The sequence below is a fragment of the Mycobacterium sp. SMC-13 genome (assembly GCF_045311035.1).
GTDB lineage: Bacteria > Actinomycetota > Actinomycetes > Mycobacteriales > Mycobacteriaceae > Mycobacterium.
The window spans coordinates 1-13,469 of the sequence record NZ_JBJIAI010000049.1 but is presented as its reverse complement, the minus strand read 5'-3'; the positions used below and the strand labels follow the sequence as shown (position 1 = coordinate 13,469).

Genomic DNA, 13,469 nt, shown 5'->3' with positions numbered 1-13,469 from the left:
CCTCGTCGTACTTCTTCGGCATGATGCGAACAACCTTCCCTCGAAAGAAGGTGTGCATCAAACTCGGGGCGGTTCACATTGGCCTGCTCACCGTTTGAGTTGGAGGTGGATCGCTAACTCGCGTGGTGCCATGTGGCGTTCACGTGCGCCCAGCTATCTCGCACCCGTATTGCGGCAGCTAGGAATGCGGCTGGAACATGCTGTGCACCAGCGGCTTCGGCGCTAGCACTATCGTCCGCGGACTTCCTTGCGAACGTGATCGCATCGCTCAGACTCTCGATCGCCTCGTGTAGCGCGACAACCGCGTGTTCCGCTTCGATTTCTGCAACAGCTCGGTCGATTTCAGTCAATGCGGCGTCGGTGGCCGCGTCTCCCTCGCTCGCGCGCAGTGCCTCGATGGATTGGCGGGCCGACTCTTCGCCCTGTTGACCTACCATCCACTTCCATGTCATTTCATCGGGCGGGGGCAGCTTAGCCAAGTTGTCGAGCAGCTCGTCCAGTTCAGGCGTCTCGCCCTCCCCGCCCACTCGAGTAATGAATCCCGTTTCGCGGTCGAGGAAAAACTCGGCCAACTGTACTTGGCTGCCGTCGTCGCTGGTCTCCGACATCGTCCCGCGCATGTAGAAGTCTGAGGGTGGCTCTTCGACGATTGGCTCCTCGTCGGGCCTGAGCACCACGTCGCCCACACGAAGCAGCGGCAGCGGCGGCGCTGGTACTGATATCTGGGATGCGAGTGAGGCCACCGCAGCGCGGACGTAGGGAAACACCACCAACGCTCCGACTTGCTCGACGAACTCTCGGACAATCTCCGGCTTGTTGCGCGACACCGGCGCCGGCACAGCGAAGACGGCCTCACAATCGACAACGAAACTGCCGTAGGCGTTGCACGTTTCAACTCGGCCCCCCACTGCGAGGCTATCGTCCTCAACGCGAGTGCGAAAACTCACTTCAGCTTCGCACTCGGGATCGCCGGGCGCATGCAACTCCTCCGAACGCAAGGTCAGCTCGCGCGCCGTCGCCTCGGTGACGCGGCCAGCAACGAGTTCGTGGAAAACGACCTCGCGAAGATCTGCGAGTTCGATGAGCTGCGCCGTGGTCTCGATTTCGTCACCCATTCGACGTCCTCACTCGAGAGCGCTTCTTCTGCAGGCGGACGACGTAGCGTTTCTCGTCGACGGCCTGTCGCGATTCTGGCTCCGTTCGGCGACGACGCGACGCCCGGGGCAGGGCGGGCTGACCTGGGTCTACCGGTGTCGCCGAGAGCCGGGTCTCGTAACCAAGCGCACGGAGGTAGCGCGCCAGCGCTGCAATCCGCACATTTCCGTCGCCGTTCAGTACCTGCGATACACGGCCCTGCGTCACACCGAGCTTCTCCGCGAGAGTTTTCTGATCGAAGTCGGACGCATCAAGTGCCTGATGCAGAAGTCGCATGGCCTGACCGGCGAGGTCGGCGGCCGCCAGGCCCTGAGCGCCGCTGTCGGTTGCCGCTTCCTCATCGATCAGCGTCGGATCGGTTGGGTCGGTCATGAGCGAGGTCCTCCTCTCTGACTTTCTCGGATTCTGAAAGATCTTGTGGCAGGGTCTTCTGGCTGACTTTGGTAAATGCGTGGCCGACGCGGATCAGCGGATCGAAGTACGGGATCTGCCAGAACTCGCTGTCGGGTGCGTCCGCATCCTTGTATTCGCGTATCGGTAGCTTGGCCGTGTAGTCACCACGCCCGTCGGTGTCGAAGAAGGTGAGGCGTTTGTCGCCGTGGCGGAACTCCCACACGCCGTTGTCGAGCGCTTTGACGGCGTCCCGGTAGACCGGCTCGCCGGTGTTTGCCCAGTGTCGCACCGCATTGAGAAACCAGTGATAGTCGCCGATCTGCTCATCCAATGGTTCCGTGCCCTCAGCCCGGTCCCACGCGCCGCTCTTCAGGGCGTCAAGGAACTCGCCGGCCGGTGAGCGTCCGTCCTCGCGAACCGCGCAGTCGACCTGATGCATCTGGCCTTTCACGATGGACCGCCTGTTCATAACCCCTCCCTCACTTTAGCGAATGCTAAACTGCTCGCGCAAGCTCCTGTGTGATGGGCGTGCATACCTGGAACTTGCGCTGCCACCGATGGGCGTCATCGTGCCACGGTGCACCGACATCCGACTGGCTGCTGCCTGCATGCCGGGGACGCAACGAAATCGCGGGTTCTCCACAGGCTGTCAGTGCCCCGTAGTTCAATCACTCCGTGGAGCAAGAATCACACGACGATCCGGCGCGCAGTGAGGAATCGGTTCAGGAAGTCATCATCCATCTGTTGGCGGAAGACAAGAAGCTCGACGAAGCAGCCAAGGGTGTCGTCCTCGCCGCGCTTGCCGAAGTCGGTGATGGAGACCGCGAGAACTCCGACACAGACTGGTCGCCAACCTTTCTAGCCAGCATCAAGGTGTCTGGCTTCCGCGGTATCGGATCGACGGCGAAACTCGATCTGCACCCGGCTCCGGGCCTGACGGTGGTGAGCGGCCGCAACGGCTCCGGCAAGTCGAGCTTCGCCGAAGCGTTGGAACTGGCCCTGACAGGGACGAGCTATCGGTGGAAAGAGAAGCAGGCGCTGTGGGCTGAGTCGTGGCGAAACCTGCACAAGCCCAACCCCACCGCTGTGCGCATCGGATTCACGCGCGAAGGTAGCGGGCCGGTGGAGATCGGCGTCGACTGGCCGGACGAAGCCACCCTGGCCGACTGCGCGATGTGGACGCAGGCTCCAGGTCAGGAGCGGGTTCCGGGCATTGACTCGCTCGGGTGGGCGCATCCGCTTGATTTGTGCCGGCCGGTGTTGTCCTACGAGGAACTGGGGCAGCTGTTCGACGGCGGACCATCGAAACTATATGACGCGCTAGCGAAACTGTTGGGCCTGGAGGTGCTGGCGGACGTCGAGAAGAAACTGGCCGCCGATCTCAAAGACACCAAATCGGCTCGCGATACTGCTGACGCAGCGCGCAGACAGGCGCTGGTGGCCCTGGCGGATTCTGACGACGATCGAGCCCCCGGCTTGGTGACGCTGCTCAACAAGCGCGTCCGGCCGGTCGATGAGATCTTGGCCATCGTCACCGGGGCGGAAACGTCTGAGCAGAGCGTCATTCACGCGCTGCGCGCGTTGAGTCAGCTCGAAGTCGTTTCGGTGGAGGAAATCTCGACGTGTGCCACCCGCTTGCGGGACGCGAGTACGGCAGTGGATGCCGCCAGCGAGGGGGTGATCGCTGCTGCAGACAAACGGGTTTCGGTCTTGAAGGCTGCGTTGGAGTTCCACGACGAGGCCGGCGACGGTGACTGCCCGGTGTGTGGCGTCGGACAGCTGGACGGAGCATGGGCACAGAGCGCACGGTCGGCCATCTCCGATGACGAAGCCGCACTCGCTGAATATCGATCTGCCACCACCGAGCTCAAGGCCGCGAGGACGGCCGCGGCCGAGCTGAGTTCGCGGTTCCGGCCGGCGCAGCCAGTCTCGGGTGTCGACCTCGCAGCGATGGAGGCGTTCAACACCGCTGTTGCCGCTGCGGGCGAATTGCCTGTGGGTGATGCGGCGCTTGCGGACCATTTGGAGTCCAAGCTCGTCGATGTGGTCGGCGCCGCGGAACTGCTTCGTGCGCAGGCCGAGCAGCAGTTGGCCGAGCGCGAAGATGCGTGGGCGCCGCTGGCCGCCCAAGTGGCGGCGTGGGTTCCGTTGGAGCAGAAGGCCTGCGAGCTTGACGGCGTGCTGAAGTCGACCACTGCTGCCAAGAAATGGGTTACGGACAACGGCACGGCATTCCGTAACCTGAGGCTCAAGCCTATTGCGGAGCAAGCCCGTCACATCTGGAGCCTGCTGCGTCAGGAGAGCAACGTCGAACTCGGCGACATCACGCTGACCGGCACCGCAACCAAACGCCGAGTGGTACTTGGTGGTTCGGTCGACGGCAAGCCGACTCAAGCGTTGTCGGTGATGAGCCAAGGGGAGCAGAACGCGATTGCCTTGGCATTGTTTCTGCCGCGGGCGACGTCGGCGAAGAGCCCCTTCCGCTTCATCGTGCTCGATGACCCGATCCAAGCCATGGACCCCGCCAAGATCGACGGCTTTGTCCGGGTGATGGTGGAGATCGCGAAGACCCATCAGGTGGTGGTGTTCTCGCACGACGACCGGCTGGCGTCTGTGATCCGCGAAACCGGTGTGGAAGCCCGCCTGATCGAGGTCGTGCGCTCGACCGAGTCACAGGTCAAGACACGCACCAACACGAACCCGGCGAAGCGGTTGGTCGACGATGCGCTGGCCGTCGTGCGCGACAAAGATGTGCCCGACGACGTCCAGCGGCGTGTAGCGCCGAGCCTGTTCCGGATGGCGCTGGAGGAAGCCGCCAAGCAGGCGTACTTCGCGCGACAGTCTCGGGCCGGGTGTTCGCGGGTTGAATCCGAGGATGCCTGGCAGTCGGCCAAGAAGACACGGAACCGGTTGGCATTGGCGGTATTAGGGGATGCATCGGCCGACCTCACTGATTGGTCCAAGGCCAAGCCGTGGCGGAGGCGGGCCATCGATATCGGCAACGCCGGCATCCACGGCGCGGGGCATGTGATCTCCAAGGAAGACGCGAGCGACCTGGACCGTGCCGTCGACGACCTACTGGCGTTGCAGTGAGCGCGGTTGTCCTGCTGGCCCACGCGCAGCAGATCCTGACCAAGCCACGCGCCGACGGCCTGGCGCCACGGATGGCGGCATTCCTGGCGCGTCAGGCATTGGAGGAGATCATCGTTGCGCGGTGCGAAAGCCTGGGCGCTGCAGTGCCATGGGCGAACGCTCGAAGCCGGCTTATCGTGCTGCGGGCGCTGGACACTGCCGATGCCGCCGACTCAGCTTCCCGCGCCTGGAGTGGCTTGAGCAGTGCCTGCCACGTCCACGCGTTCGAGTTGCAGCCGTCAGCCTCGGAGGTCAGGCACCTGTGCGCGGTGGTGGCGTCGCTGTTGCCGGCATCGCCGTGATCCAGCCGGGCGCGAAGCCGATGTCGAACCGCGTGCTCGACTTATAGCCTGACCACGTCGCAATGCCCGGTGGCTGGCCGCGGTAGATCCCACGGGCCGCGGCGACAACCCGGTTGTACTCAGTGGGCCAACGGATTTCGTCGGCGATCTGCTCCAGTGTCTGCTGGTCGCGCGTCAGCACTCGGTCCACGATGCGAACTGCCGGCAGCGCATGGCGCTTGTCAGAGTTGCAGCGCGTGCACGCCAGGACCAGGTTGGCCAGACCGTCGATGCCGACCAGCGACCACGGCAGCACATGGTCGATCGGGTTGTCCGCAGGCAGGTGGGTCTTGCAGTAGAAGCAGTGCGGGCCGAAGGCCTCTTTGAACGGTCCTCGTACCGCGGCCAGCGCGGTGCGGTCGCGACCGAACAGATGCCGGCAATGTCGGGAACGTCGGCGCTGAGGAACTTGTTGAGGCGGCGCACATCATCGACCCACATGATCTCCAGGGCGGGTTTGAGCAGCCCGGCCAGTCGCGCGAGGCCCGTGGCGACGCCGGGCATCAGCACGATCGCGTCATTGTGGTCGCGGAGAGTCCGGCGTGACACGTTCGAGTGCAGGAAACTGTCGTCGTAGAGGAAGGGCTCGCTGGCCTCGGAGCCGGGCAGTCGCTGAAGGCGGTAGAGCGGTTGCTGCGCGAGACACAGGCCAATCTCGTCGATGCTCGACCGGTAAACGTCGGGTGCCATGGTCATTGCCACGCTGAGGGACGATGCGCCCGAGGCAGCGCGTAATGCTCTGACAGCGCGAGGAATTCGCTCGCGTTCGCCACTCGACTGCCGCAGCAGCTGGCCCTCGAATGGCCGGACTTGTCGCCAGTACAACTCCATCACGCGGTGCGCGCGATCGGGGATCGGCACCACGAGCGGTTCCGTCGGATGCTCCGGAAGGTTCTCGATGCAGTGGTCGATGAGGGCCATGAGGGTGGCGAGCTTGTATGTGGCAACCCGTACGCCGGTCTCCAGGATCGCTACCACGCGCTGCCCCAGCAGCAGGGGATCGATGGCGTCCGGCACCTGATCTTGGTACCACGTCGCCCCGCCGTCAGGTGCCAGATCGTCCCCCTCGCGCAGCCAACCGAACTTGTCGGTGGGCTCTGTCAATCTGTAGGGCTCGCGGGAAGCGGGCGTTCCTCGAGAAGGACGGAGACCCCGATGACCACTTATCTCAACCGCGTACATGTGCTTCTGGCTGTCGGCGCGATGGCGCTGATCGGGCTCTTTGTCGCGGCACCCGCACAGGCCGATCAGTACGACTTCGTTTCGAACCTCGACAACAACGGCGTCTACTACTCGTCGATCTCCGGCGTCATCGACGCCGGCAAGATGACGTGCCGGCTGTTGCGTTCCGGCGCCGGCGTGCCCGGCGCTCTTGGCTTCCTGAGCAAGGTGGGATACGCGCGCTATGAGTCGGCCACCATCGTCGTCGCGGCGGTCGACAATATGTGCCCTGATGCTCAGCCGGTGATCGACGCGTTCCTGAATGCGCCGAAGGGTGCTGGCGTCCAAACGTGACCGTGGCCCCTGGCGCCGCAGGAGCTCAATTTGTCAGTCCCCCATGACATTCTGATCGGCTCGGCTGAGGGCAGGACGCCCCACTGCCGCCGAAGAAAACAGGAGCGAACAATGACCAGACCTTCAACACCCGCACCCGGTTGGTACCCGGACCCGAGCGGTCAGCCCGGCCAGCGCTACCACGACGGCCGGCGCTGGACCACCCACTTCGTACCGACCCCGCCGACTGCACCGGCACCTGCGCAGGCGGTCGCGGTGGCGGTATCCACCGGCGGCGGCACCAGCCACGCCCTGCACCTGGTGCTGACGTTGTTGACCTGCGGGCTCTGGCTCCCGATCTGGATCCTTGCGGCCATCTTTGGTGGTGGCGGGTCCTCCGCGGTGGCAGTCGCCGGCAATGGTGGCCTCGTACGCACGACCAACCGCCGACCGCTGGCCGTCGGCGTGGTCTTCGTTGGCTTGTTCTTGCTGGGGACCGTGAGTAAACATCCCTGGCTGATCGGCGTCTTCATCGTGATCGGCCTGCTGGCAGGCCTCGTGGCCTGGGCTGTCAAAGCCGCGCAACGGCGAGACGAGCAGCTGCGCCACGAGCAGTTCCAGCGGGACATGTTGGCTGACCGCGCCGATTACGAGGATCGGCTTTACCAGCAGGGCGACCCGCGCGGAATGCACGGACGGTACATGCCTCCTCCGGATCCGCTATGAGACAGGGCTTCCGAACCACATGGCCGTGCCAACACCCGCACTTGCAGGAACGTGAAGCCATGAAGTGCGATGATCAGCCCGTGACCGGTTACGACGTCATCGGCGACATCCACGGCTGCGCCGACCCGCTGGAATCCCTGCTGGACGCGATGGGATACCAGCATGCCAACGGCGCGTACCGACACCCGAGCCGGCAGGCTGTGTTCGTCGGCGACCTGATCGACCGCGGCCCGCAACAGCTGCGCGTGTTGGAGCTCGTCAAGGCCATGGTCGACGCCGGCAGTGCGCAGATCGTCATGGGCAACCATGAGTTCAACGCCGTCTGCTACGGCATTCGCGGCGCCAACGGTGAGCATCTGCGTCGGCACTCGGACAAGAACAATCGGCAGCATCAGGCATTCCTCGAACAGCTGAGTGTCGATCAGCAGCAGTACTACCTGGACTGGTTCCGCACCATCCCCTTGTGGCTGGACCTGGGCGGGCTGCGGGTCGTGCACGCGTGCTGGCACGAGCCATCGATGAAAGTTGTTGAGGGGGAGCTGGGTTCGAACGTATTCGGCTCCGATCACCAGTTCGCCAACGCGTCGACCGAAGGCCACCCGTTGTACGAGGCCGTGGAAACGCTCATCAAGGGACCAGAGCTGAGCCTGACCGACCACGGCCAGCTGCCCTATCTGGACAAGGATGGGCACCAGCGCAGCAGCTCGCGGCTGCGGTGGTGGAGCACCGGCTCGACATTGCGTGAACTCGCCGAGATGACAAGCACTTTCACCACGCCGGACGGATCACCGTACCCGGAGCTGCCGTCGACGACCGTCGGGAACGATGACCACGTGTACCGCGGCGATGTGCCGGTGGTGTACGGCCACTACTGGCGGACCGGAATCCCTGAGCACGGCCTCGACTGGACTGATCGCACCGCGTGCGTGGATTTCAGCGCCGTGAAGGGCGGAGCGTTGACGGCCTACCGGTGGTCGGGGGAATCGACTGTGCGGGTGGAAAATTACATCCAAGGCTCGATGCGCGAAATGTGAGCACGTCAGTCAGACCTGCCACAGATCACATGGCGGGCGGACTGAAGAACTCCACCACGTCCACTGCCGACGGCTCGGCGTCAAGCAACTCGATTAGATCGTCGACGTCGTCCGGCTTGACCACCACAAGGGCCCCGACGAACTGCAAGCCGTCGCCGACGGGCAGTGCCCGGGCACAGACCACCTGGCCGGGTTTCAGCGTCCCGCCGACCACGTCGCTCAGCAGCGTCAACGTCTCATCGAGCAGGAGGTCGCGAACGGTCACGGTGTCGTCGATGCGCACGATCTCATACACCGATCGCTCTTGTTCCGCCCACACGCGGAGCAGCTCCAACTCGTCCGCGGGGAGGAGCTCGCCTCGCTGTTCGAGGAATTCGGCGAACCCACCGCCTTCGACCAGCACGCTGTCGATCACCAGTGGGTCCTCCAGGAGGCGGAGCATCGTTTCTTCGTCCCGTGCTGCTCGTGCCCGCGTCACCCGTACGTCGGTCAACAGCTCGTCCCAGTCGCTGTGCATCACGTGCTGAACAGCCTTGGTGTACAACCAATCTGAACGTTCGAGAAGCGTCGCCTGCTCATGGCCCAGGTGGCACTTCTTGTACTTACGGCCCGAGCCGCACCAGCACGGCTCATTACGACCGATGTCGCTGCGCGGTGGAGCCACGTACCGTTGGAACAGCTGCACCATGTGGTCGTCTGGTTCGGCACCGGCGCGGCGCAGCAGGGACAAACCGCGTTCGGCGTCCCCGCGGTCGGATGCGAATCGTGCCAGATCGTAGAGCGCCAGTTCGCAATTCGGATCGGACGATTCGATGGCCAACAGCTCGCGCTCTGCCTCGGTGACGTCGCCGAGACGCTCGAGCGCTGCGGCTTGTAGCCACCAACAGTTGGACTGGGCGCTGCGAGGGATGTGCCGGCGTATCGTTTCGGCGAGCACGCCCAGCGCGGCGGCACCGCTGCGCCCGGTTGCCGTCGCCTGCTCGAACAGCGCTTCGGCCACCACGGGGTCGGCGAGCTTCGCACCGAATTCTGCGTAGGTGCCGGCGACTTCCTCTGAAATTTCGGGTGTCTCATCGTCGGAGAGCAGTTCGTCGTCGATGTCGGGCTGCTCGATCATCTGTTGGATGACCCGGTGCATCTGCAACAGCGAGGCGACGGCAATGGCATCGGCGGTGGAGAGATCGTAGTCGTCGGCGAGCTCCCGGCATTCGGACTCGAAATTCCAAGCGACGAAGTCGAATCCGGCCGATGCGACGAGGTGTTCATCGCGGGCCAGACCCTGCTCGTCGATGATTTCACTGAGCGGGGCGGCCGGTGTGGTGAACAACGTCGGATCTTGACTGCACACCGCCCACATCACGGATTCGAGTTCGCGTGGGTCGTTGGGTTCCAGGATCCCTGCCATCAACGCGCCTGCATTCGACGGCGTCACCGCATCGACCTTCTCGACCACCAGGCCCTGTGCGGTCGCCCGGACACCGACCAAATCGCCTGCCGCCACCCCGAGGTCGCGCAATGTGCCGGGTGGCAGCATCAGCGCACTGAACTGTTCGCCGTCGTAGTCATACGCAAACCGCGCCTGCTCGAACAGATCGTCGCGGGTGTACGTGAGCCGGGGCGCCGTCAGGTCGATTGGCGTGCCGTCGAAGCGCTCACGGGCGAGCGGAGCCACCGGCTCCAGATCGGGAGTGACCGTCAGCACGTCGTCGGCGACCTCGACGGCGCTGACCCGGTGGGTGAACACCTTGCCGGCCAGCAGCGCCGGCAACCAGACCACGCGCTCGTCGGGCAAGAAGCCCATCGGCCAGTCAATTTGACGGTCGAACTCGTCGAAGACCGCCTCCGCGTCCTTGGTGCCGTTGGCCCGCAACTTCTGCAGCACGTCGTCGTCGCTGAGCGGTCCGTACTCGGTCAGCAGCTTGATCACCGGGTGCGCCAGGTCGATCGGTCGCGACATACCCCAAACCCTACTGGCGGTGCCGCCAACCAACCGACGTTGGCCGCCGGTCGATTGGGCGGTGCCCGACTCCAGTCCGATCAACTCTCACCTCGGGATACTGCCCGGTGCGTGAGCGCCGGTGGTTCCGGTTGCTTCCGCAACTAGGACGTCTGCACGCCACAGCCCTTTCGCTACGACCGGGTGAAGGCCAAGTTTTCGACCGGCCCGGACAGCGCCGCCTTGACCTGAACTGAGAGATCGTCGACCAGCACCTCGGCGGCGCCGGCTTCCACTCCGTCGATGATGCGTCGGGCGACCTCCGCCGGAGCGAGCTTGGGTGCGTTGATGCCGTCGGTCATATCGGTGTCGATGTACCCGACATGCACGCCCACCACTTGGGTGTGCTGCGGCCGCAGTTCCTGGCGCAGCGAGTTGGTGATCGACCAGATCGCAGCTTTCGAGGCACCGTAGGCGCCGGCGCCGCCGAGCCACGACAACACCGAGTGCACATTGACCAGGGCGCCTCCACCGTTGGCGGCGAGGATCGGTGCAAAGGCTCGCGTCACCCGAAGCGGCCCGAAGACGTTGGTGTCGAAGGTGTCCGTGATGTCATCCCAGCTGCCGGTCAGCAGATCATCCAGGTGCGAAACCCCGGCGTTGTTGATGACGATGTCGACGTCACTGGCGATATCCGCCAGTGCTGCAACCGAATCCGCCGAACCGACCTCAAGGCCATACGCGACCACCTCGAGGCGCTCGTCGTCGAAGGCCGTTCGTGCGGTCGAGTAGACCTTACGGGCGCCCCGGGCCAGCACCTCGTCGACCAGGGCTGCGCCCAGGCCTCGTCTGCCACCCGTTACCAAAACCACCTTGCCTGCTACATCGGTCATGTCCCATCCTTTCCAATTTGACTAACGATCTCGTTACCTAGATAGAACCACTCGCATTGCCGAATGTGACCGATAGTCGTCTGTGGCGTTCGTGACAGGGGAACTTGGGAATGGGGGCGTGGCGTGCGGTGTTGGGGCGGTGCCGCTTGCGGTGGGGGAGTACGGCGCGGTGGCGCGCCAAGCGTCGCTAAGCGCGCAGCGTCGAGAATCGGCCAGGGGAGTGGATCGTCGCTGGCGGTCGCTGGAGTGCGGCCGATACTTGTGCGCTGACGACTCGCTGGAGCTCCGGCAAGTCTGCGGGTAGGCCTGGGGCGGTTCCCGTCTCGGCGAGGAGGACGACGTCATTGGCAATCCCTGGCACCGCGACAGAACCGACGGGGAGCAGGAGCGTGGCGGGGAGCAATGCCACTTCCATTTGATCGGGATACCGTGACAGCGGCCCGATGAACCGTCCGGTGATGGTCACGATGGCGACGACGCGTTCCGCCGTGAAATTCTCGGTGGCCACGCGCGGGTCAGCTGACGTCGGCATCACCTGGGACGAGGTGATCGCCGATGTTGCGGGTGCACCCGACAGGCCTCGGTAGGTAATACCTGGTGTCGCAGGCAGTTTGGCAAGGGTTGCCGCGATGTCAGCCGACATGCTGGCCTCCTTCAGATGGTTTCGTGGGAGTGTTCCCACCCGTGCTTGATGGCTTTAGCTTTGGGGGCAGCGGTGAGGTCTCGGAGCGAAGCTCCTCCGGCATCCCGTCCAAGAGTTGGTCTACCAACTCGTCGTATGTCAAAGGGAGCAGGCGGTTTTCGGGCTGGATTCCGCCAGTGCGCAAGATGAAGTACCTGCTGGGGTCTGCGATCAGCTCGTACTTCGACACGAACTCCGCCCTCGGCGTCCAGCGCACCCGAGCGTCCAATCCGCTGTCTTCCCAAGCCCACGCGATGGGATCCAGTCGGCGGTTCATCCGAAGAGTTTCGCCGAGGGTCCAGATGATGTACTTCGACACGTCGTCGGCATCGGTGAAGAATCCAGCCGAGGCCTCGAGCGGACTGTTCCGCCGCTCGGTCGTTGCGGTCAGCACGTAGTACCCACCATCGGCAGGGTCCACGATGTACGACGTCCAGCCCGGCAGCGGGTACCCATGCCGCAGATGCAGACGGCCCGCCTCCCACCTCGGCTCATCGTGCGCAGGTTGGCCGGCCGAGGTGTAGATACGACGCCAGCGCTGCCATCGGCTGATCAGTTTGTCCAGGTGTGGGTCGGCCGAAGGTGTGGGGCCCGCGACATCCGTGCCACGCGTGCCAGCAAGCGGATGCATGGCACTGGATGAGACATGCTGGCGGAGTTCATATTCGAGCTCTTCGCGGCTCAGCAGGAGAATGTGAGACAGCGATACCGCGTCGGATGCGCCCATCCAGCCGCGATCGGTTGGCTCGCTGTCAACTGTCAGGCTGACTCGGCCGGGTGCCTTCTCGGGGTCGGGTTTCGACAACGAGACTCGCGGGTGGAGTCCGCGGCGGTACCACCAGAATGGCGGCGACGAGGGGGATAGACCGCCTTGGTGGTTGAGGAACAACAGGCATTTCTCGGCATCAGCGAGCTGCCTGAACATCCAGTAGCGAACCCGATTGCCGCGTTCCTCAGCTTCGATGTAGAAGACCTCGTCTTCCGGCACAAGGAAATACCGCGGTTCGCCACTGCGGTTGGCTGTGTCTTCAATCATCGTGCGGCCAAGTCAACGACCAGCCGATGAGGCAGAGGGGCATTTCGTTGCTCGCATCAGACTGGCGTCCCTCGGTTGGTACCAGGTTTCAGAATCAACAGATCGTCGTGCTCGCGCCGCCGGCAGGCCTCGGCAAACTCGATTGCTGCACTAGCGTCAGACAGAAATACGTCGGACTGTTCGGGTGAAATCGCGTAGTGCTCTTCGTAATCCACTACCCCGTTGCTGACTGGGATCGCGACGTAATGTCTTCCGGATTCGAGCTCGGCACCGATCGAGTAGCGATCTTCTCTTGAGACGAATACGTCGCTGAATCTCACGCAGTCCTCCGAATACTGTTGAGGGAAATCCGCCGGCTGGCTAGTCACGGACGCTAAAGAGTGGCGGCCCATATTCATTCGTGAACGATTGCACAATCTCTGCAGCGGGCGCCTCTAAATAGCGTGAGAGCGCAACGAGCGTGCCGGTGGAGACGATCTTCCCACCGCTCGCGATCGCCACCACCGAGCCGTTGGTTGCAACAAGCACGTGCCGACCGATGTCGTCGATCTGAAGTGTCGCGACTTTATAGGCTCTTCATGATTGAGGGTGTAGAACGGTCAGCTGCTGTCGGCCTGTGATTGGGGTGTCTGGTTGGCTGGGTGTGT

Annotated in this window: 13 protein-coding genes and 2 pseudogenes; 5 read left to right on the top strand and 10 right to left on the bottom strand. The window is 63.8% G+C overall.

Annotated features, from left to right (window positions below):
- Nucleotides 1-113: 113 nt before the first annotated feature.
- From ACJH6I_RS30815 to ACJH6I_RS30805, 3 genes are read right to left on the bottom strand one after another with little or no spacing between them, the layout of a single operon-like run.
- Nucleotides 114-1,115, bottom strand: coding sequence for a hypothetical protein (locus tag ACJH6I_RS30815; RefSeq protein WP_406785152.1), 1,002 nt, complete (start codon nt 1,113-1,115; stop codon nt 114-116).
- A complete protein-coding gene (locus ACJH6I_RS30810) occupies nt 1,108-1,527 on the bottom strand; it encodes a helix-turn-helix domain-containing protein (RefSeq protein ID WP_406785151.1) in 420 nt (139 codons plus the stop codon). The genes ACJH6I_RS30815 and ACJH6I_RS30810 overlap by 8 nt, the downstream gene beginning before the upstream one ends.
- Entirely contained in the window at nt 1,493-2,017 is a 525-nt protein-coding gene (locus ACJH6I_RS30805) for a hypothetical protein (protein ID WP_318985649.1), read from the bottom strand. Before ACJH6I_RS30805 ends, ACJH6I_RS30810 begins: the two co-directional genes overlap by 35 nt.
- Before the next feature lie 206 nt (nt 2,018-2,223).
- Here ACJH6I_RS30805 and ACJH6I_RS30800 point away from each other — a divergent pair, with 206 nt between their 5' ends.
- Together ACJH6I_RS30800 and ACJH6I_RS30795 are read left to right on the top strand one after the other, a co-directional pair.
- A complete protein-coding gene (locus ACJH6I_RS30800; RefSeq protein ID WP_406785150.1) occupies nt 2,224-4,641 on the top strand; it encodes an AAA family ATPase in 2,418 nt (805 codons plus the stop codon).
- Complete coding sequence (locus tag ACJH6I_RS30795) at nt 4,638-4,982, top strand: hypothetical protein (protein WP_406785149.1); 345 nt, start codon at nt 4,638-4,640, stop codon at nt 4,980-4,982. Before ACJH6I_RS30800 ends, ACJH6I_RS30795 begins: the two co-directional genes overlap by 4 nt.
- Here ACJH6I_RS30795 and ACJH6I_RS30790 read toward each other — a convergent pair.
- Nucleotides 4,933-6,038: pseudogene (locus ACJH6I_RS30790) on the bottom strand (HNH endonuclease). The gene ACJH6I_RS30795 and the pseudogene ACJH6I_RS30790 overlap by 50 nt on opposite strands.
- Before the next feature lie 138 nt (nt 6,039-6,176).
- On the opposite strand from ACJH6I_RS30790, the gene ACJH6I_RS30785 reads away from it, so the two are divergent.
- The 3 genes from ACJH6I_RS30785 to ACJH6I_RS30775 all read left to right on the top strand — a co-directional run bounded on the left by ACJH6I_RS30785 (nt 6,177) and on the right by ACJH6I_RS30775 (nt 8,275).
- Nucleotides 6,177-6,536 carry a DUF732 domain-containing protein gene (locus ACJH6I_RS30785; protein ID WP_318985646.1) on the top strand — a complete coding sequence of 120 codons (360 nt, stop codon included), beginning with the start codon at nt 6,177-6,179 and terminating at the stop codon, nt 6,534-6,536.
- A 111-nt stretch (nt 6,537-6,647) separates the two neighbouring features.
- On the top strand, nt 6,648-7,241 hold the full coding sequence (locus ACJH6I_RS30780; RefSeq protein WP_318985645.1) for a DUF2510 domain-containing protein: 594 nt from the start codon (nt 6,648-6,650) through the stop codon (nt 7,239-7,241).
- A 59-nt stretch (nt 7,242-7,300) separates the two neighbouring features.
- Nucleotides 7,301-8,275, top strand: a complete 975-nt coding sequence (locus ACJH6I_RS30775) for a metallophosphoesterase (RefSeq protein WP_406785148.1) — start codon at nt 7,301-7,303, stop codon at nt 8,273-8,275.
- A gap of 25 nt (nt 8,276-8,300) precedes the next feature.
- On the opposite strand, the gene ACJH6I_RS30770 is transcribed toward ACJH6I_RS30775, so the two are convergent.
- From ACJH6I_RS30770 to ACJH6I_RS30745, 6 genes and pseudogenes are all read right to left on the bottom strand, one after another.
- Nucleotides 8,301-10,232: an SEC-C metal-binding domain-containing protein gene (locus ACJH6I_RS30770; RefSeq protein WP_406785147.1), complete on the bottom strand. Its 1,932-nt coding sequence runs from the start codon at nt 10,230-10,232 to the stop codon at nt 8,301-8,303.
- Nucleotides 10,233-10,405: 173 nt separating this feature from the next.
- Nucleotides 10,406-11,104, bottom strand: coding sequence for an SDR family oxidoreductase (locus tag ACJH6I_RS30765; RefSeq protein WP_406785146.1), 699 nt, complete (start codon nt 11,102-11,104; stop codon nt 10,406-10,408).
- Nucleotides 11,105-11,291: 187 nt separating this feature from the next.
- Entirely contained in the window at nt 11,292-11,747 is a 456-nt protein-coding gene (locus ACJH6I_RS30760; RefSeq protein ID WP_406785145.1) for a hypothetical protein, read from the bottom strand.
- Entirely contained in the window at nt 11,737-12,774 is a 1,038-nt protein-coding gene (locus tag ACJH6I_RS30755; RefSeq protein WP_406785144.1) for a hypothetical protein, read from the bottom strand. The genes ACJH6I_RS30760 and ACJH6I_RS30755 overlap by 11 nt, the downstream gene beginning before the upstream one ends.
- Nucleotides 12,775-12,878: 104 nt before the next feature.
- On the bottom strand, nt 12,879-13,142 hold the full coding sequence (locus tag ACJH6I_RS30750; RefSeq protein ID WP_406785143.1) for a hypothetical protein: 264 nt from the start codon (nt 13,140-13,142) through the stop codon (nt 12,879-12,881).
- Nucleotides 13,143-13,182: 40 nt separating this feature from the next.
- A pseudogene (locus ACJH6I_RS30745) lies at nt 13,183-13,380 on the bottom strand (Imm61 family immunity protein); the annotation flags it as partial.
- Between the last annotated feature and the right edge of the window lie 89 nt (nt 13,381-13,469).

Coding starts and splice junctions, on each gene's coding strand:
- ACJH6I_RS30815 (WP_406785152.1), bottom strand. CDS start 1,115: ATGGGTGACGAAATCGAGACCACGGCGCAGCTCATCGAACTCGCAGAT.
- ACJH6I_RS30810 (WP_406785151.1), bottom strand. CDS start 1,527: ATGACCGACCCAACCGATCCGACGCTGATCGATGAGGAAGCGGCAACC.
- ACJH6I_RS30805 (WP_318985649.1), bottom strand. CDS start 2,017: ATGAACAGGCGGTCCATCGTGAAAGGCCAGATGCATCAGGTCGACTGC.
- ACJH6I_RS30785 (WP_318985646.1), top strand. CDS start 6,177: ATGACCACTTATCTCAACCGCGTACATGTGCTTCTGGCTGTCGGCGCG.
- ACJH6I_RS30780 (WP_318985645.1), top strand. CDS start 6,648: ATGACCAGACCTTCAACACCCGCACCCGGTTGGTACCCGGACCCGAGC.
- ACJH6I_RS30775 (WP_406785148.1), top strand. CDS start 7,301: ATGAAGTGCGATGATCAGCCCGTGACCGGTTACGACGTCATCGGCGAC.
- ACJH6I_RS30770 (WP_406785147.1), bottom strand. CDS start 10,232: ATGTCGCGACCGATCGACCTGGCGCACCCGGTGATCAAGCTGCTGACC.
- ACJH6I_RS30765 (WP_406785146.1), bottom strand. CDS start 11,104: ATGACCGATGTAGCAGGCAAGGTGGTTTTGGTAACGGGTGGCAGACGA.
- ACJH6I_RS30760 (WP_406785145.1), bottom strand. CDS start 11,747: ATGTCGGCTGACATCGCGGCAACCCTTGCCAAACTGCCTGCGACACCA.